This window comes from Olivibacter sp. SA151 (assembly GCF_054130995.1).
The window spans coordinates 2,131,734-2,150,712 of sequence record NZ_CP096391.1; the positions used below are offsets into that span (position 1 = coordinate 2,131,734).

Sequence of the window (18,979 nt, forward strand, 5' to 3'; positions counted from 1 at the left end):
CCATTATAAACGTATTAAATCAAGGGATTAGTTTTTTATAGCTGTTCGCTTTTCGATGTATGAAGAGTTTGAACTTCATGTTTATTTAAGTTGTTTGCCACCTAATTAACTAAACAAAATGATATGAAAAAATTAAGACAATTTCTGTTGTTTCTTTTTGTGCTGAGTTCAAGCTATGCCTATGCACAAGAAAAGACCATCCAGGGTAGGGTTATTGATATAAACACGGGAGAAAGTTTATCCGGTGTAACGGTAACCATCAAGGGCACCGAACGGCGAACACAAACCAACGCACAGGGTATTTATGAGCTAGTTGCCGCCCGCGGAAGTATCCTTGTGTTTTCTTACATAGGCATGGAACCATTAGAACTTACTGTCGGCGCTGAAACACGTGTTGATGCCCGTTTAAAACCCATCGCCTCCGGATTAGACGAAGTGGTGGTGACTGCTTTAGGTATTCGAAGAGATGAGCGTTCGTTAGGATATACTGCGCAAAAAGTGACAGCTGAAGAGCTCAACTATAATAAGCAACCTAATATGGTAAATGCTTTGCAAGGTAAGGTTGCGGGAGTTACCATCAGTAGTACCGGTGGAGCACCCGGGCAGGGAGCAAGGATCCAGATACGGGGTATCAACTCATTGGATCCTGCACGGGATAATCAGCCCTTATTTGTGATCGATGGCGTATTAATGGATAACAGTACATCCGTTCAAGGTGAAGGAGCAGAAGGTAGAGGATTGAGCAATAGAGCGGTTGACGTCAATCCCGATGATATAGAAACCATTAATATCTTACGAGGAGGCGCTGCTACCGCTTTATACGGTTTACGGGGTGCCAATGGCGTGGTCGTCATTACCACGAAGTCAGGTAAGTCCGGTAGTTTGAAAATTGACTATCAAGGAACAGCCGGTTTTGAAAACGTTGCGCGTTTCCCCGAGTTGCAAAACACCTATACGCAGGGGTGGCAAGGAGAGTATGATCCAGCGTCTTTCTGGCCGTCTTGGGGGCCAACGGTAGCCGACGCACGCGCTATTGATCCAACGCATCCTGCCCGGTTATATGATCATGTTAAAGATGCGTTTAGGACAGGTTCTCAGTTTAAAAATACGTTGACGTTGTCGGGTGGCTCAGAAAAGATTACTTTCCTATCTTCCTTGTCCCAGCTAAATCAAGAAGGGGTATTACCGGCAACAGATTTCAAGAATTACCAGGCCCGATTGAATACGACCTTTAAATTAAGTGAAAAGTTCAATGGCGGTGTCAACATGAGTGTTAATAATTCGGGTGGTTATCGGGGTAATGCCGGTAGGTACATTGAGCAATTAATTTATTGGTCGCCCCGTCATGACGTGAATGACTATTTAGAAGACAATGGCACGATGCGTTCTTACGGAACAACGACCAACCCTCGATACGTAGCCGAAACCAATCGTTTTAAAGATGACGTTTTACGATTTATAGGAAATGTCAACTTCTCCTATAAACCAATTGAGTGGTTAAATCTTTCTTATCGGGCCGGAATAGATACTTATCGTGATAATCGTTTGGGCACGGCCCTAGGGTTTAGAGATTTGGTGGGTGAGCGATTGGTGGAAGAAAACGGAACCGATGCGAATCCCGGGCTAGGTTTCATGCGGGTTTATAATCAAAACTTCCGTTCCATCAATAGCACTTTCATTGCAAGCGCTGATCACCAGTTTTCAGATGATTTCGGTGCGACTTTACGGTTGGGACACGATTTATACGATCGTTATATCAGGCGGGAAAATACAGAGGGATCTAATTTAAGTGTATATGATTGGTTTTCATTACCAAACGCCAAAACAATTCAGGCTGACACTTATGAAGAGAAATACAGGCTCATGGGTATTTTTGGTGAACTTTCCTTTAACTATAAAAACTATCTATATTTAACACTAACCGGTAGAAATGATATCACTTCCTCCTTGGTAAATCCACGGAACTCCTTCTTTTATCCATCTGCCACACTTAGTTATGTGTTCTCTGATCATCTGAAATTGCCTGACGGCATTGATAATGCCAAGTTCCGTTTCTCCTATGCTAGGATCGGTAAGGACGCTGACCCATATTCAACCAGTCGTGGCTTAGCAATCTACCGCGGTCTCCCCACAGGGTATAGTGGGTTTACGCGACCAAACTTATTAGGTGACCCACTGTTGAAGCCGGAATTTACAGACACCTGGGAAACCGGTTTAAGCATGGCTTTCTTACAAAACAGATTAAGTTTCGATTTTAATTATTATCATTCTGTAAGCAAAGATCAAATTATTAAGATTCCGGTATCTTCAAGTATCGGTTATGTGAACGCCGCGGTTAATGCGGGCAGTATGCGCAATCAGGGGATAGAGCTCTCTGTTAATGCAAGACCTGTTCAGTTCGATGATTTCAGTTGGGATACGCGCTTGAATTTTTCAATGAACAGAAATAAAGTTTTATCGCTTCGGGAAGATTTAACGCAAATAGAGGCGGGAAATGAATTTGGTTATTTGAGTTCCAACGTATACATGTGGCTGATCCCCGGAGAAGCCTATGGCGACTTATATGGTCGGGTATTAAGACGTTATTATACACCGGACGAAATAGCGCAAGGTTTGGATCAATCGGATGAAATTGATCCGAACAGACCACTTTTAATAGGGGATAACGGTTTTCCAATACTGGATGCGGTTGCTAATAAGAAGAAGTTAGGAAATGTGCAGCCGGATTGGTTAGGAGGATGGAGCAATACCTTTAATTATAAAGATCTGTCTTTATCCTTTCTTATTGACGCCCGAGTGGGTCAGGAGCGATATAATCAATTAGCGAATTTTTACTCAGCCTTTGGCATGGCCAAGTACACGGAAAATAGAAATGACCATATGGTTTTTGAGGGTGTATTGGCAGACGGCACACCAAATACAAAGGAGGTATGGCTCGGTCAGGGTGTTGACCCTGCCACGGGACTTAATTATGGCGATGGCTATTATAGAATCATCCACCGCGGTGTATCCGAGAACTTTGTAGAAGACGCTTCATGGGTACGCCTTCGTTCGGTTTCGTTAGGATATCGATTTCCACAAAAGTGGTTGCAAAATAGTTTTGTAAAAAGCGTTCAGTTGTCGGTCACCGGAAACAACTTGGCTTTATGGACAGATTACTCGGGTTTCGATCCGGAGAGTACAACAACAAATAGCGGTTCTAATGTGGATGCTTTTGCGGGAATGACTTATCCATCCGTTAGAAGCTTTTTGTTTACTTTAAATGTTGGTTTTTAAACATACGATTATGAAGGCAAAATTTATATATATAGCGCTACTGGGAATTATTTTATGTTCAAGTTGCAAGGATTATTTTGATCTGAACGAAAATCCCAATTTGGTGCAAGATCCACCAATCAATGCCATGTTGACAACAGCGACGCAAAAAGCAGCGTTGAATATGCAACAGTTTGGTCTGATTACAAGCTATTATACGCAATATCTGGCAAATCCCTCAGCTAGTGGGGCAGCTGACACCTATCAAGTAACGGATGATTCAGAAGAATGGAATGACGTTTATTACGCAATGGCCGATCTATATGATATGATCCAAAAGGCCGATTCAACAGATGCGTTTCACCATGCAGGAGCAGGTAGAATATTGATGGCTTATCAGCTAGGTTTGGTAGCCGATGTTTGGGGAAGAGCTCCCTTCTCACAAGCCTTTTATGCTAATGATATATTAACGCCGGCTTATGACAGTGAGGATGCACTGTACAGCGAGTCCCTTCAACTGATTGACCGAGGAATAGCAGACCTACGAAAAACCGGCGTTACAAGCGAATTGGATGAAACCTCGGATTTAATGCACCACGGAGATGTAAGCGCATGGATTAAAACTGCCTACGGGTTGAGAGCACGCTTGCTGAATAAGCTGTCCAAAAAGTCGAGCTATGATCCAACGGCTGTTCTCGCCGCATTGGATAGCTCTTATCAATCAACGGATGACGAGTCTAGCATGAATACTTTTCTAGGTATAAATCCATGGGCGCAGATTGCTAGAAATAATGCTAATAATCTATTAGGTGGTTGGTTATCAGATAATTTTGTTAATCATCTGAATGGGGCTACCTATGGTTTCGAAGATCCGCGCATCGCTAAAATTACTGATAAGACTATTAATGGCAACTACGTTGGAACTCGCAATGGTCAGGGCAATGTTGGAGGTCCGAATACAGTCCACGATGAATGTTATATCAGTACCAATTCACCTCTTACCGCAGAAGCAGCTCCGTTGGTTATTATGACTTACGCAGAACTTAAATTTGTTGAAGCAGAGGCTGCATTACGTGTTGGAAACAATAATCGTGCTTACGAGGCTTATTTAGCAGGCATCCAAGCCCATATGGACAAACTGGGCGTGGCTGTTTCTGATAGGGATGCGTACCTGCAAAATAGAACGGTAGCAGTTGGAGCAGCTAACCTAAGTTTGGAACTGATCTTCAAAGAAAAATACGTTGTTACCTATTTGAATCCCGAAGCTTGGAATGATATGCGAAGAAATGACTATCAATATAAAGATTTTAGGTTGCCATTGAACGCTTATCTAAATAATTTTATTAGACGAGTTGCTTATCCCGCTGATGAACGTGGCCGAAATAGTAGTAATGTGCCGGCAGATGAGCCCTTAGATACCCCACTTTGGTGGGATCAACCTTAATAGCTATCGCTTAGTTTTAGAACAATAAAATATGCACCTTAAAAAGAATATTCTTGGTTGTCTTTTTGTTATTGGTTGCTTCTTTTGTAAGTCGCAGGAATTGAGTTTAGAAACACTTACATCCTATCCCTTTCCTTCTTCCTTAGTAACGGGTGGTACGGGAAGTAAAATAGGGTTGGCAATCAATGAGCAAGGGAAGCGAAACATATGGGTTGCCGAAGGACCAACTTTTGAATTGCGTCGGTTAACCAACTTCTTAGCAGACGATGGGCAAGAACTGAGTGGTCTTAAAATTTCGAACGATGGGAGATGGGTAGTTTATGTAAAAGGCGGTGATCATGGTGCCTTTGACGAGAGCGAGCCAAGAAATCCTTCATCTCTCCCTATTAAGCCAAAAGTAGAAGTTTGGAGCATACCCTTTGAAGGCGGAAATGCAATATGTTTAGGAGAAGGAGATTATCCCGTCATTGCACCGGATAGCAAGGAGGTTTTATTTGAGCAAGATGGACAGCTTTGGACGGTTCCCATTAATGGTGGGCAAGAAGCGAAGCCTTTATTCTTTGCTCGTGGTAAAAATGGCGGGGCCCAATTTTCGCCGGATGGTTCTAAAGTTGTTTTTGTCTCCGATCGGGATGATCATTCACTCATTGGCGTATTTCATGATATAAAAACACCCATTCAATGGTTAGCACCGGATTTTAGTCGGGATTTATCCCCTCGATGGGCGCCTGATGGCACTGCGGTTGTTTTCGTAAGGACAGCAGCCATTGGTGGTGCCTCAGACTCGTTAACGGTACAAAAAGCGAGGCCTTGGACGATTTGGCGCTGCGATTTGGATGATGGTCGCAGTACGAAAATATGGTCTTCTCCCCATAGCCTAAGTGGTTCAGTTCCAACTACAGATGGAGGTTTTAATTTGCATTGGGCGGATAAAGAACGTATTGTGTTTTTATCTTATCATGACGGCTGGCCACATTTATATAGCATTTCATCAGCAGGTGGCGAAGCCTCATTGCTTACACCAGGGAACTTTATGGTGGAGCACGTACATTTAAGTGCTGATAGAAAGTGGCTGCTATTCAGTGCTAATACAGGTGAAAATAACGATGATATCGACCGACGTCACCTGTATCGAGTGTCCGTTAGTCACAGTCAAATGGAAGCGTTAACAAAAGGAACAGGGATTGAGGCTTTTCCACAGCTTACGGGAGATGGCGGGCACGTAGTATTTGTTAAATCAACCGAACAACTAGCTCCAATACCGGCAGTGATGCCATTTCAAGTCAATGCCTCCGTAAAGCTCATTGGAGAAAAGTTAATCCCCCAATCACTTCGTGATGCTTCCTTAATAAAGCCAAAGTCGGTAAGTTGGAAATCGATAGATGGAAAAACCGTATACGGGCAACTGTTTGAGCCTAAGAATAAAGTTAAACGGCATCCGGCCATCCTGTTCATTCACGGCGGTCCGCAACGACAAATGCTAGCAGGATGGCACTATGGTGATTATTATGCCAACACTTATGCCTTGAATCAATACTTGGTGAGCAAGGGTTTCGTTGTATTGGCAGTTAATTACCGTCTGGGTATCGGTTATGGTTTCGAGTTTCACAAACCGGCTAATGCAGGACGATTTGGCGCATCGGAATATCAAGACATCCAATCGGCCGGTGAATGGCTTGCAAAGCGCAAAGATGTAGATGCACAACGCATAGGCGTCTATGGAGGTTCTTATGGTGGATACCTTACTGCCTTGGCCCTCGGCAAAAATGCAGACCTTTTTGCGGCAGGTGTCGATATTCATGGTGTACATAATTACATGGAACGGATTAACCTCCGTGCGACTGAACCGGCGCCTGACTTGGATCTAGCTATGCAGTTAACTAAGGAGTCATCACCCGTTTCGTGGGTTGATCATTGGAAATCGCCTACATTAATTATACACGGTGATGACGATGGCAATGTCGACTTTCACCAAAGTATTGATTTAATTGAGCGTTTAAAGAGGAAATCGATTCACTTGGAAACGATTATGATTCCTGACGAGACACATCATTGGATGCGCTATCATAACCAATTAAAAGTTGACCGCGCAGTCGCTGATTTTTTTGAAAAAACGTTAATAAAAACAGAGAAGTGAAAATTTTTATTTTTAAGATTCAGTATCTGAGATTACAGGTATTCATTTATAGTTTCCTTTGTTTCTTGCTTCCGGCCAGCTTGGTACTTGCGCAGGATTTATCTCTACCCCAAGGCTTTGACAACTATGTGCATCAGGTGCTGAAGACTTTTGATGTACCGGGGCTAAGCGTCGGTATTGTAAAAGATGGAAAAATCATACTGACTAAAGGCTACGGTGTGAGGAGGTTAGGCGAAGCCGCACCTGTGACAGAAGAAACACTTTTTAGTATTGCTTCCAATAGTAAAGCCTTTACGGCAACGGCTCTAGCCTTATTGGTAGAGGAGGGAAAGTTAAAATGGGAAGATCGATTAATCAAGTACTTGCCCTGGTTTCAACTGAATGATGCTTATGTTACAAGTCATTTAACGATACGTGATCTATTGGTGCACCACAGCGGATTACCCGCATATGCCAATGATTTGTTGTTGTTTCCACCCTCTACCTTTAGTCGACAAGAATTATTACGGAAGTTGGCGGACGTACCCCTTCAACATGACTTTCGGTCTGTATATGCCTATGATAATATTCTCTATATAGCAGCTGGTGAAGTGATTGAAAAGGTGTCGGGTATAACTTGGGAAGATTTTATTAAAAAGAGAATTTTCGATGTTGTAGGTATGCAACACAGCATAAGCCGGTTTTCCATGCTTAAACAGCAAAAAAACGTTGCTTATGCACATGTGAAACGAAAAGGCCAATTGAAGGTAGTTGCCAGTTTTTTTGATCAGAATATTGGCGATGCAGGAAACCCGGCGGGAGGGATAGCATCCTGTGCCGTTGATATGACGAAATGGGTAGCCGCGCAATTGGACTCGGGATTAACATTAAACGGAGGACGCTTGTTTGCATCGAACGCGACGCAGGAGCTTTGGAAGATCGTAAGACCTATGCCGATATCGAAGGAGCCTGCTTGGCTTCAGCCTGCACAGAAAAATTTCTATGGATACGCTTTAGGTTTCAGAAAATACGACTATAGAGGGTATGAGGTAATCGGGCATGGTGGACTTTTGACGGGTTTTGTTTCACAAATCGCAATGGTACCACAGAAACGTTTGGGCATTGTTGTATTGACTAATCAATTATCGTCGGGAGCCTATTGGTCCATCATTAATCACTTGCTAGATTATTATTTACAAACACAGTCCTTTGATTGGATCGCCGGCTATAAAAAAGAAGCAGATAACGCGAGCATTAAACAAGATTCTATAGAGAAACAGCTGCGTCCCGACTCCACGTTAAAGTTAAGTTTACCTTTAGAAGCCTATACCGGTGTATATACCAATAAGTTATTGGGAAAGGTTCGTATTAAAGCCGAACATGATTCGTTAAAAATACAATTCTTAAATTCACCGCAATTAAATGCATCGTTACGGCACTTTCATGGAGATATCTTTAATCTAGCTTTTGACAACCGGGATCGAAGTTCAGCGCCCATGTTATCCTTTTCTTTGAATCCCGACAAATCAATCCGTGAGGCGAACTTCATATCGACCTTTACTGATGCAGATAACGACTGGGAGTCGGTAATTCTCAAACCTGATAAAAACGCCATAAATGATACCTTAATGTTAAAGAGAAAAATAGAGAAAGTTCTTCAAAAAGGAAATCCCGGAACTTTCGCGATAGCATTTAAAGATTTATCGGATAACGATACCTTTTTCTATAATGAACACCAATTGTTTCATGCTGCCAGTACAATGAAGACACCTGTATTGGCGGAGACATTTAGGCAAATAGAACGCGGTAAGTTAGTGCTGTCGGACTCTGTTGAAGTTTATAACGAATTCAAAAGCATTTATGATGGTAGTAGTTATGCAATTGACGCACGGGACGACAGTGAACAAGGACTTTATTCATTAATAGGAAAGAAGGCGACGCTTGCCGATTTGCTTTTGCGAATGATAACACAGAGTAGTAACCTTGCGACTAACATTGTAATAGATCTAGTGGGGGCAAAGAATGTGATGAAGACAATGGAACGTTTAGGAGCGAAGGAAATGAAAATTCTTCGAGGTGTGGAAGATAGTAAAGCCTTTGCACATGGAATGAACAATATGGTAAGCGCCTATGATCTATCACTCTTGTTCGTACAACTGGCAAGAGGCGAAATGATTAACAGCAGATCGAGCGAACAAATGCTCGATATACTGATGAAGCAGCATTTTCGAGGCATAATCCCTGCAGAGTTGCCAGCGGACGTCAAAGTGGCTAATAAAACCGGCTCAATCAACAAGGTGTGCCATGATTCAGGTATCGTTTTTTTACCGGACGGAAGGAAATATGTACTCATATTACTTTCTATGGGAGTCGATGAAAAGTTGGCGCAACAATACCTGGCTGAGATATCAGGTGTTTTTTATCATTATGTATGTAATAAGGATACAACCGAATAAACCTTAATAGTCTATTAGAGTTGTAGATTTTTAACTTTTATTCTACCTTTGCCTCTCTATTCTTGTTGAGGCTGTAATTTGGTTTTGATATATCAATAATACATCAGGACATCGTCGGCTTTACGGACGGTAAATATATGATTGAACTAAAGGATATAAGCAAAGTTTTTCGGAAGAAAAACATCGATATTAAGGCGCTTACCGAGGTCAACTTGAAAATTCCGGGAGGTCGTATATATGGAATTATTGGTTCATCGGGTGCTGGGAAAAGCACGCTCATAAGATGTATTAATTTACTTGAAAGACCTACCCAAGGTCAAGTGCTGATTAATGATGTGGATCTTATGACATTGTCACCAGGTAAACTCATCGATGTCAGAAGAAAGATCGGTATGATATTTCAGCATTTTAATTTATTGTCCTCGCGAACAGTTTTCGAAAATATCGCTTTTCCCCTTGAATTAATTGACACATCAAAAGAACATATTCAATTAAAAGTTAAAGAACTGTTGGATTTAGTTGGTTTGGAGAGTAAAAGTGACGATTATCCCGCTAGCTTATCGGGTGGGCAAAAACAGCGTGTAGCCATAGCCAGAGCATTAGCGAGCGATCCTGCTGTTTTGCTTTGCGATGAAGCAACCAGTGCGCTCGATCCGGCGACAACTCGATCCATTTTAAACTTGTTAAAAGATATCAATAAACGATTAAATATAACGATTGTCCTAATCACCCATGAAATGGATGTAGTGAAGGCAATTTGTGATGATGTTGCTGTTTTATCGGAAGGGAGAGTAATAGAGCGGGGCAGTGTACGGGAAATATTTTCAAATGCAAAGACTGATTTAACGCAGCAATTTATAAATTCTTCCCTTCACGTAGATATCGCACACGAGTATCTGAATCGTTTAGTACAGGTTTCTGAAGATAACGGCAAGGATTTATTGTTAAAAGTGCGTTTTAATGGAGCTAGCACTGATCAGCCTTTGCTTTCTTCCATTGTCAAGTTATTTGGCATTGATTATGAAGTATTGAATGCGAAAATGGATACGCTAGGAGATATGCAAGTCGGTGTTATGTTATTGAAAATCAGTGGTAGTATCGATGCGATAACAAATGTGATTAATTATTTTAAAGACAAAAAATTAGAGGTGGAGGTCATAGGTTATGTCTGACGCAATGCTGCTGATGCTATTAAAAGGAACCTGGGAAACAATCGTTATGACCTTTGTATCGGGTTTTTTTGGTTTCTGTTTGGGTTTGCCGACAGGTGTTTTATTGTTTATGACACGCGAAGAACAGATGTTGGCTAACAGAAAGTTAAATAGAGTTATCGCGGTAATTGTAAACGTCTTTCGTTCGATTCCTTTTATTATTCTTATCGTTTGGATGATTCCTTTCACCCGTTTGGTAGTAGGTACATCCATCGGAGTTGGGGCCGCCCTAGTGCCCTTAAGTATCGGTGCTGCGCCCTTTATTGCCAGAATGATTGAGAACTGCTTGTTGGAAGTGCCGCACGGACTGGTTGAAGCAGCAAGAGCCATGGGAGCTAAGCCTATTCAGGTTGTTCGTAAAGTATTATTACCCGAAGCCCTTCCCGCCATTATAAACAGTGCAAGCATAACGCTTATTACCTTAGTTGGTTATTCAGCTATGGGTGGGGCTGTGGGGGCTGGGGGATTGGGGCATATCGGTTACCAATATGGCTATGTAGGCTACGATGCCGTAGTAATGAATGTTGTGCTTCTATTGCTCGTTGCGCTGGTATTCCTTATTCAGTTTCTAGGCGATTTTATTTCAAAGAAGGTAGATCATAGAAAATAATTGAAGAATTTATGAAGAATTTTAGCTTGTTAGGGATAATCCTTTTAATTGTGTTTGCATCTTGTGGAAATGCATCTAAAAATAATCCCAATCACATCAAAGTAGGTGTGGAAGCCGGTCCGGAGTATAGCCTCGCTGAAGCGGCCCAACGAGTGGCAAAAGAAAAATACGGACTGGAAGTCGAGCTTGTGCAGTTTAACGACTATGTGATGCCGAATGAGGCGCTTCGGCAAAATGATATTGATGTGAATGTTTTTCAAAACAAGCCCTATTTGGATGTGCAGGCAAAGCAACGAGGTTATGATTTCGCTATTTTAGGTAACACATTCGTTTTTCCATTGGCTGGTTATTCGAAGAAAATAAAAAATATCGATCAATTGCAAGTGGGTAATACCATTATTATTCCTAATGATCCTACTAATGGCGGGCGTGCTTTGTTGCTAATGGAGAAAGTCGGCTTGATCAAATTAAAAGACGGTGTCGGTCTATTACCCACAGTCAATGATATTGTTGAGAATCCGAAAAGTTTGCGAATTCTCGAATTGGAAGCGCCTCAGTTGCCGAGATCTTTAGATGATGCCCAGGTTACGGTAGCGATCATAAACAATACCTTTGCCGCTTCTATTGGACTGGTTGCGAAAAAGGATGGGATTTTTGTGGAAGATGAAAAATCGCCTTATGTAAACATAATCGTATCTCGTACTGACAATCAGCATGAAGAAAAGGTGAAAAAATTTGTTGAAGCCTACCAATCCCCCGAAGTGGAGGCTGTCGCAGAAAAAGTATTTAAAGGAGGCGCTATCAAGGGTTGGTAAGTGATTGAGGAGTTTATGGTCCGAACGAACGTTTGCGCGTCTGCAAAATACGTGCGTGTGTAAACGATCTCCTAGTCACTTTAATAAGCAGTAAAATATAGTATACTAATTTTATAGACTTAATATTCTTTATTAAAAATTCTTTATCTTTGTTTGAAAAATCATTTCGTGTTTTTGGTAGGTGGTGCTTTAGATACTACTTAAGGACTGAATAGTAAGCGCTGTTTGCCACCTATGAGGGATTATTATTTAAAATATTAAATCATGAAAAGAGGGGGAATTGAATCCGACGAAGAGCAAGTATACATAGATGTTCAATATGACTATTGCTTGCGTTGCCTGGAAATAGAAAGCGATGAAAATACGTCGATAAGAGAAAAAAAACGCCAAAAGAAAAATGAAGTTAAATCCTTAAACAATGGGGAGGGTAGTCAAGATCTTTAAAAAATGTCGCGTGACCGAGCGGTTAGGTGGAGGTCTGCATGACCTTTTACGGTAGTTCGAATCTACCCGCGACTTCAAAGGAATTTCCGCTGATGGGGGGCGTTACATTCACTTCTACTTCTTATAAAAAATGCTTGTTTTCACGTAAGATTTCTTGGTAGAACTTGATATCATTTTCTAGCTTTGTGATGTACGTTTCTTTTTCCATAAGCAATTTATGGTATAGTTCCTTCTCTATATTTTTGCCCGCCATTGTCTCCGGTGATTGATTAAATACAGTGCTTAAATTTAAGTCAATTAGACTTGCGATTTGTTTCAATCGCTCAATATCCAAGCGAGTGATGCCGCTTTCTATGTTCTGGTACGTCTTAAGAACAATGTTCAACTTATTCGCCATATCGCCTTGCGACAAGCCTTTGGCTTTTCTATGACTTTTTATTTGATAAAGTAATTCCGCATTTGTCATCCTTGAATCTTTTTGTCTAGATAATCGTGTCCGCCATCCTTCTTTGTAACTATACTGTCGTCAACAAAAGTAAACAAGAAAGTCTACTAAATCAATAGACTTTATTTATTTTTTTATTACATCATAACAAATGCTAATAACGATCGTAGACAACCTTCCTGTTTATAAATATAATGTCTATGGTTTTTGTAGATTTTTGATTTTTTCTATTAACTTTACCCCTTATCTTATTTAGCAGTAAGTGATAGAAAATGGAAACAACTAAAGAATACCCGCTTGATTCGATTTTGCCTGACTTTGCTATTGACCTATCTTCTATCCATGAGGCACAAAATGCTATAGGTGGTAAATGGAGTTTAAAATTGATTGTTGCTTTAGCCAAAGGACATAAGCGCTTTAACGAAATAAAAGAATATATCGGAAATATTTCACCTAGGGCTTTATCAAAAGAACTAAAAGTGCTGGAACGAAACGGGTTGATAACAAAAGGTGCCTGTAGGGAACGGCCAATATATACGGAGTATCAGCTAACGGCCATCGCGTATGAGCTAAAGGGCGTGATTGAAGAAATAAGTAATTGGGGTAGATGTTTCCGAGCAAGAAAATTGAATCAACTTAACAAATGATAAAATACTTATCTTTCGGATTGATAGGTGGCGTTTTGCTTGGAATAATCGGGTGTACCTACACAGAAAAAGAACGACAGGAAAATCAGGAGACCATATCTATATCGGGTGCTTTTGCGCTTTATCCGATGCTCATACAGTGGAGTGAAGATTTTAAAGAAAATCATCCAAACGTACGTTTCAATATTTCAGCGGGAGGTGCCGGTAAAGGAATCGCCGACGTATTATCCGATATGGTAGATATCGGTATGGTGTCGCGTGATATTCATCCGGAGGAGTTCGAGAAGGGCGCTTTTCTAGTCAACGTAGCAAATGATGCCGTCGTGGCAACTTGTAATGCCAACAACCCTGCGGCAGAACAGATTGTAAAGCGTGGATTAACAAAAGAGGAATTTATTGATGTTTTTTTGAAAGCAAAAATCACCCGTTGGAATCAGTTAGCAGGTATTGACAATGACTACGACATGCACGTGTATGTTCGATCTGATGCAGCCGGTGCTGCGGAAACATGGGCGAAATTTCTTGACGCTTCCCAAGAGGATCTGTTGGGAATAGGTGTGTTTGGTGATCCGGGCCAGGCTCAAGCGATTATGCGAGATCCATTATCGATTGGTTTCAGTAACTTGAATTACGTTTATAGTTTAAAAGATCGAAAGCCGCAGCAGAATGTGCAAATCATTCCTATTGATTGGAACAAAAATGGACAAATTGACCCTTATGAGTATTATTATCAAAATCTTGATAGTTTAAATCAAGCAATCGGTGACGGTCGTTACCCTTCCCCGCCAGCAAGAACACTTGGCCTCTTATTCCATGGCAAACCAAAAAACAAAATACTCATATCCTTCTTAGAATATATTCTTTCAGCAAAGGGGCAGGCTCGCTTACCTGAGAATGGCTACGTGAGTTTGAATAAAGAATTAACGGCTCAGGAATTAGCAAAAATAAAATGAAAATACGTTTGTTCAAGGATAAAGTAATTAGTGGAGCGATGCTCGTTTTCTCCATTTTATCCGTATCAATGGTTTTGTTGATAGGTGTTGGACTTTATTGGCGCTCTTTGCCTATTTTACAAGACTATTCCATCTGGGAGTTAATAAGTTCGAATGTATGGCGTCCCCTAAAAGGATCCTTCGGGTTTTACCCTTTCATTATGGGGACATTGTGGGTGACGGGCATGTCTATAGCGATTGCTATTCCATTATGTTTGCTTACTGCGATCTATGTCTCTGAATATGCGCCCAATCGGTTTAAGAATTTCTTTTTACCTATGATCAACATGTTGGCTGGTATTCCACCGGTTATATACGGTGTATGGGGAGTGCTATTTGTTGTGCCTTTAGTCCAAAAGTATGTTGCCCCTTTTTTTGTTGATTTCTCAACCGGTTTTACGGTTTTAGCCGGCGGGATCGTATTGGCTGTTATGATATTTCCGCTAATTGTAAGTATTATAGTTGAGGTTTTGCAAACCATTCCGAAGGAACTGCGGGAGGCATCGCTTTCATTGGGTGCTACGAAGTGGGAGACCATCAAAAAGGTAGTTTTAAGGAAGGCGATGCCGGGAATCATAGCCGCCATCGTGCTGGCTGTATCCAGGGCATTTGGCGAAACAATAGCCGTTTTGATGGTTTGCGGCAATGTACCCATTGCGCCGCAGTCGATCTTTGACCCGGCTTATCCTTTGCCGGCCTTATTAGCTAATAACTTTGGCGAAATGATGTCGGTTCCTTTGTACGATGCTGCGCTTATGTTTTCAGCCTTGGCTCTATTCGTCATTATTTTGATCTTTAATATAATTTCCAGGTTAATCCTCCAAAAAATAAGCGTTCGAAATGCGTAGAAGAAAAATAGAAGAACTTATCTTTAAGGGTCTCATGATAGGCTCGACTATTTTGGTAGGGCTATCGCTCTTTTTAATCATTGGCACGGTTATTATAAAAGGCTTGCCTTTTTTAAGTTTAGATATGTTAACAAAAACCCCGAATGGTGGCTATTATTTTGGACGATCGGGCGGCGTCCTGAACGCAATAATCGGCTCGATATACGTCGCCGGTGGCGCAACATTGCTAGGTATGCTCATCAGCTTACCTGTGGCAATTTACTTAAATATCTATCTAAAAAAAGAAAATCGTTTTGCACGTTTTGCCAAACTTTCCTTTGATGTCTTGTTCGGGATCCCATCCATTGTTTATGGTGCCTTTGCTTTCAGTTTGATGGTTTATCTAGGAGTTAGGGCCTCCTTATTGGGCGGCGTCATTGCAGTGGCTTTATTGGTTATTCCTATAATGGTAAGAACCTTGGACGAAGTGATTATTCATGTGCCTAAGGAATTAAAAGAGGCTGTGCTGTCTTTAGGAGCAACGCGTTGGGAGATGGCAAAAATTTATTTTCGACAAATTAAAGCCGGTATCTTAACAGCTGTTTTATTGGCTTTCGGAAGAGGCGTAGGAGATGTCGCCGCTGTTATGTTTACTGCAGGTTTCAGCGATAACATTCCCACTTCACTGAACGAGCCGGCGGCAACCTTACCTTTGGCCATATTTTTTCAATTGGGTAGCCCGATTCCGGAAGTACAAGGCAGGGCCTACGCTTCTGCATTCATTTTATCCATTTTCATTTTAATTATTGTGGTTTTAAGCACGTTGCTTACTAATAAAAGACGCAAAAAGTCATGACGCAAACCCCTCATATCAGTGTAAAAGATTTAAATGTACACATCAGTGGTAATCACTTGTTAAAAAACATCAACATAAATATTCCTGATAAAAGCGTCACCTCTATCATAGGCCCTTCAGGTTGCGGTAAAACAACCTTATTGAAAAGCCTTAATCGGTTGCTGGACGATATCCCGGAAGTAAATATAAGCGGAAGTGTGTTAGTGGACGGAGAAGATATTTACGGACCAAAAACGGAAGTTACCCACATACGAAAAAAAATGGGACTACTCGCGCAAAGGCCATTTCCATTACCGATGTCAATTTATGATAATATCGCCTATGGCCCACGTATACATGGTTTAAAAAATAAGAAAGAGTTGAATGTCTTAGTGGAACATTACCTACAAGCAGTTGGGCTTTGGGAAGAAGTGAAGCATCGTCTCCATACGTCTGCCAGTGCCCTGTCTATTGGGCAACAACAACGATTATGCCTCGCTAGGGGACTTGCTGTTGAACCGGAGATTATTTTGGGGGATGAATCAACCTCTGCACTCGATCCAATTTCTACGAAGACAATCGAGGATTTACTCATCAAGCTGAAAGAAAACTATACCATCGTACTTGTTACTCATATTTTACGTCAGGCCAGAAGGGTGTCCGACTTTATTGTCTTCGTATATATGGGGGAAATTATCGAATTCGGGCCAACGGAAGAAGTGCTGTTGAACCCAAAAGAAGCATTGACTAAAGATTATGTAAAAGGTTTTATAAGCTAACAAAAAAGGGAACGGAAACCATTCCCTTAGGATTTAAAGAGTTGGCTATCAATTTGGCGTTGCACCAATCTCTTTTGTAACTAAACCCAACACAAAGCTAGCTAAAAAAGCTTGTAGATACAAGCTTTCCAATAGACGCGTTGTGACGTTTGTGACAAAACGCTTGCTAATCATGATCACCTAAAACATATTAGCATGGCTAAAAATGCATTTTTTTTATTGCATGTTTATAGAATTTCCAAAATAATCATCTATCTTTAGGGGCTAACAACCAACATGTCTAATACGGAATATATATAAATCGGAATAAAACTTTTGTGTGCGTTTCGTTGAAGGCATTAACGATAAACTAAACTACGTTTAATGAAACATTTTGAAATTCAGGAGCAGGACCAAGTGTATGATGCAATTGTAGTTGGCTCCGGCGCCGGCGGTGGCATGGCGGGATACGTTCTAGCGAATGCGGGACTTAAAGTTTTAATGTTGGAGGCGGGTCCCTTTTTTGACCCAGCTAAAGATGCTTTGCAACTTAGATGGCCGTGGGAATCACCTAGACGCGGCGCATCCACGGTAAGGCCCTTTGGCGACTTTGACGCCGCTTACGGAGGATGGCAGCTGGAAGGTGAACCGTACTTTACGGTTGACGGAACTGATTTCCAATGGTTTAGGGCGCGTATGCTTGGTGGAAGAACAAACCATTGGGGACGTATCTCTCTTCGAATGGGACCAGCTGATTTCAAGCCTACCGACGGTGTGACTGACGAATGGCCCATTACTTACGAGGAGGTAAAGCCGTTTTATGATAAAGTGGATCGACTGATTGGTATTTATGGTACAGTTGAAGGGCTACCAAATGAACCCGATGGTATTTTTCTGAAACCACCAAAACCCCGTTTAAATGAGTTGTTTATTAAACGAGGCGCAAAAAAAGCCGGTGTCACTGTTATTCCAGGCAGAGGCTCCGTATTGACGGAGGCGCTTCCTGGGATGAAGGGGCGTGGAACATGTTTTTATTGCGGACAATGTGGGCGTAGCTGTAAAGTTTATGGCGATTTCTCTTCGTCTTCCTGTTTGGTAATTCCGGCAATGAAAACCAATAATTTGAAGGTGATCGATAACGCGATGGTACGTGAAGTACTCACCAATGACGAGGGTTTGGCTACCGGTGTCTCTTATGTGAATACGGTAGATTTGAAAGAATATAGCGTACGGGGTAAATTGGTGATATTAGGCGCCAGTGCTTGTGAGTCTGCCCGGCTTTTACTGAATTCAAAATCGAAGGCTCATCCCGGCGGACTGGGTAATAGCAGCGGATTAGTAGGAAGGTATTTACATGATTCGACAGGTTCAAGCATGTCGGGCTTTATTCCGGAATTAATGGAGAGAAAGCGCTATAATGAAGACGGAACAGGCAGTGTACATATTTATTCACCATGGTGGCTCGATAACAAAAAATTGGACTTTCCGCGTGGGTATCACATAGAGTATGGCGGCGGCTTACACATGCCTTCTTATGGTTTTCTGGATTGGGTTCCGTCGGTGAATGGAAAGGTACCTGATAAACATGGTAAAACGAAGGAACAAGGTGGTTATGGTGTTTCATTAAAGAATGATTATAGGCGCTTTTATGGTGCAAATGTAGGAATGGCAGGACGAGGTACTGCCTTAGCACATAAAGATAATTACTGCGAAATCGATCCGAATAAAGTGGATAAGTTCGGCATTCCGGTATTAAGGTTCCATTATAAATGGGGTAGGGAAGAAGTGGCTCAGGCCAAGCACATGCAGGAAACTTTCCAATCTATTATGCACGAAATGGGTGCGATCATAACATCTCCTACCTATGGCGCAGATACATCTTATGGTTTAGAAGCGCCGGGAAAAATCATTCATGAAGGAGGTACGGTTCGTATGGGTGACGATCCAAAGAAATCGGTGTTAAATAAATGGTGCCAATCACATGATTGCAAAAATTTATTTGTAGTAGATGCCGCACCTTTTGTACAACAGGGAGATAAAAATCTTACCTGGACGATTTTGGCACTGTCTATGCGAACGGCAGAACATATTTTAGAACAAAGAAGTAAACTTAATATTTAACGA

General features: G+C 41.5%; 15 protein-coding genes. 14 read left to right on the forward strand and 1 reads right to left on the reverse strand.

What is annotated here, in order from left to right; genetic code table 11:
- The first annotated feature begins 123 nt into the window (after positions 1–123).
- The 8 genes from M1D52_RS08690 to M1D52_RS08725 all read left to right on the forward strand — a co-directional run bounded on the left by M1D52_RS08690 (position 124) and on the right by M1D52_RS08725 (position 12,351).
- Entirely contained in the window at positions 124–3,276 is a 3,153-nt protein-coding gene (locus tag M1D52_RS08690; RefSeq protein ID WP_437364013.1) for a SusC/RagA family TonB-linked outer membrane protein, read from the forward strand.
- 10 nt (positions 3,277–3,286) lie between these two features.
- Complete coding sequence (locus M1D52_RS08695) at positions 3,287–4,699, forward strand: SusD/RagB family nutrient-binding outer membrane lipoprotein (RefSeq protein ID WP_130858445.1); 1,413 nt, start codon at positions 3,287–3,289, stop codon at positions 4,697–4,699.
- Positions 4,700–4,730: 31 nt separating this feature from the next.
- On the forward strand, positions 4,731–6,836 hold the full coding sequence (locus tag M1D52_RS08700; RefSeq protein WP_437392226.1) for a S9 family peptidase: 2,106 nt from the start codon (positions 4,731–4,733) through the stop codon (positions 6,834–6,836).
- Positions 6,833–9,271: a serine hydrolase gene (locus M1D52_RS08705; protein WP_437392227.1), complete on the forward strand. Its 2,439-nt coding sequence runs from the start codon at positions 6,833–6,835 to the stop codon at positions 9,269–9,271. Before M1D52_RS08700 ends, M1D52_RS08705 begins: the two co-directional genes overlap by 4 nt.
- A 137-nt stretch (positions 9,272–9,408) precedes the next feature.
- Entirely contained in the window at positions 9,409–10,443 is a 1,035-nt protein-coding gene (locus M1D52_RS08710) for a methionine ABC transporter ATP-binding protein (protein ID WP_437392228.1), read from the forward strand.
- Positions 10,436–11,092 carry a methionine ABC transporter permease MetI gene (gene metI, locus M1D52_RS08715; RefSeq protein WP_013667765.1) on the forward strand — a complete coding sequence of 219 codons (657 nt, stop codon included), beginning with the start codon at positions 10,436–10,438 and terminating at the stop codon, positions 11,090–11,092. Before M1D52_RS08710 ends, metI begins: the two co-directional genes overlap by 8 nt.
- Before the next feature lie 11 nt (positions 11,093–11,103).
- On the forward strand, positions 11,104–11,907 hold the full coding sequence (gene metQ / locus M1D52_RS08720; protein WP_013667764.1) for a methionine ABC transporter substrate-binding lipoprotein MetQ: 804 nt from the start codon (positions 11,104–11,106) through the stop codon (positions 11,905–11,907).
- Positions 11,908–12,171: 264 nt separating this feature from the next.
- Positions 12,172–12,351 carry a hypothetical protein gene (locus tag M1D52_RS08725; RefSeq protein ID WP_013667762.1) on the forward strand — a complete coding sequence of 60 codons (180 nt, stop codon included), beginning with the start codon at positions 12,172–12,174 and terminating at the stop codon, positions 12,349–12,351.
- Between the two features lie 121 nt (positions 12,352–12,472).
- Here M1D52_RS08725 and M1D52_RS08730 read toward each other — a convergent pair whose 3' ends face one another.
- Positions 12,473–12,817 (reverse strand): helix-turn-helix domain-containing protein, encoded by a 345-nt coding sequence (locus M1D52_RS08730; protein WP_130858436.1) that lies wholly within the window; start codon positions 12,815–12,817, stop codon positions 12,473–12,475.
- A gap of 251 nt (positions 12,818–13,068) precedes the next feature.
- On the opposite strand from M1D52_RS08730, the gene M1D52_RS08735 reads away from it, so the two are divergent.
- The 6 genes from M1D52_RS08735 to M1D52_RS08760 all read left to right on the forward strand — a co-directional run bounded on the left by M1D52_RS08735 (position 13,069) and on the right by M1D52_RS08760 (position 18,976).
- Positions 13,069–13,443, forward strand: coding sequence for a winged helix-turn-helix transcriptional regulator (locus M1D52_RS08735; protein ID WP_013667760.1), 375 nt, complete (start codon positions 13,069–13,071; stop codon positions 13,441–13,443).
- Positions 13,440–14,396 (forward strand): PstS family phosphate ABC transporter substrate-binding protein, encoded by a 957-nt coding sequence (locus M1D52_RS08740; protein ID WP_013667759.1) that lies wholly within the window; start codon positions 13,440–13,442, stop codon positions 14,394–14,396. Before M1D52_RS08735 ends, M1D52_RS08740 begins: the two co-directional genes overlap by 4 nt.
- Positions 14,393–15,283, forward strand: coding sequence for a phosphate ABC transporter permease subunit PstC (gene pstC / locus M1D52_RS08745; RefSeq protein ID WP_013667758.1), 891 nt, complete (start codon positions 14,393–14,395; stop codon positions 15,281–15,283). The genes M1D52_RS08740 and pstC overlap by 4 nt, the downstream gene beginning before the upstream one ends.
- Entirely contained in the window at positions 15,276–16,118 is an 843-nt protein-coding gene (locus tag M1D52_RS08750) for a PstA family ABC transporter permease (protein ID WP_013667757.1), read from the forward strand. The genes pstC and M1D52_RS08750 overlap by 8 nt, the downstream gene beginning before the upstream one ends.
- Positions 16,115–16,876: a phosphate ABC transporter ATP-binding protein gene (locus M1D52_RS08755; RefSeq protein ID WP_013667756.1), complete on the forward strand. Its 762-nt coding sequence runs from the start codon at positions 16,115–16,117 to the stop codon at positions 16,874–16,876. The genes M1D52_RS08750 and M1D52_RS08755 overlap by 4 nt, the downstream gene beginning before the upstream one ends.
- Positions 16,877–17,239: 363 nt before the next feature.
- A complete protein-coding gene (locus M1D52_RS08760; RefSeq protein WP_437392229.1) occupies positions 17,240–18,976 on the forward strand; it encodes a GMC family oxidoreductase in 1,737 nt (578 codons plus the stop codon).
- Positions 18,977–18,979: the final 3 nt, after the last annotated feature.

Bases quoted from the DNA above. Each gene is read 5' to 3' on its own strand.
- M1D52_RS08760 (WP_437392229.1), top strand. From the start codon at position 17,240: ATGAAACATTTTGAAATTCAGGAGCAGGACCAAGTGTATGATGCAATT.
- M1D52_RS08750 (WP_013667757.1), top strand. From the start codon at position 15,276: ATGCGTAGAAGAAAAATAGAAGAACTTATCTTTAAGGGTCTCATGATA.
- M1D52_RS08735 (WP_013667760.1), top strand. From the start codon at position 13,069: ATGGAAACAACTAAAGAATACCCGCTTGATTCGATTTTGCCTGACTTT.
- metI (WP_013667765.1), top strand. From the start codon at position 10,436: ATGTCTGACGCAATGCTGCTGATGCTATTAAAAGGAACCTGGGAAACA.
- M1D52_RS08755 (WP_013667756.1), top strand. From the start codon at position 16,115: ATGACGCAAACCCCTCATATCAGTGTAAAAGATTTAAATGTACACATC.
- M1D52_RS08700 (WP_437392226.1), top strand. From the start codon at position 4,731: ATGCACCTTAAAAAGAATATTCTTGGTTGTCTTTTTGTTATTGGTTGC.
- pstC (WP_013667758.1), top strand. From the start codon at position 14,393: ATGAAAATACGTTTGTTCAAGGATAAAGTAATTAGTGGAGCGATGCTC.
- M1D52_RS08725 (WP_013667762.1), top strand. From the start codon at position 12,172: ATGAAAAGAGGGGGAATTGAATCCGACGAAGAGCAAGTATACATAGAT.
- M1D52_RS08740 (WP_013667759.1), top strand. From the start codon at position 13,440: ATGATAAAATACTTATCTTTCGGATTGATAGGTGGCGTTTTGCTTGGA.
- M1D52_RS08690 (WP_437364013.1), top strand. From the start codon at position 124: ATGAAAAAATTAAGACAATTTCTGTTGTTTCTTTTTGTGCTGAGTTCA.
- M1D52_RS08710 (WP_437392228.1), top strand. From the start codon at position 9,409: ATGATTGAACTAAAGGATATAAGCAAAGTTTTTCGGAAGAAAAACATC.
- M1D52_RS08695 (WP_130858445.1), top strand. From the start codon at position 3,287: ATGAAGGCAAAATTTATATATATAGCGCTACTGGGAATTATTTTATGT.
- metQ (WP_013667764.1), top strand. From the start codon at position 11,104: ATGAAGAATTTTAGCTTGTTAGGGATAATCCTTTTAATTGTGTTTGCA.
- M1D52_RS08730 (WP_130858436.1), bottom strand. From the start codon at position 12,817: ATGACAAATGCGGAATTACTTTATCAAATAAAAAGTCATAGAAAAGCC.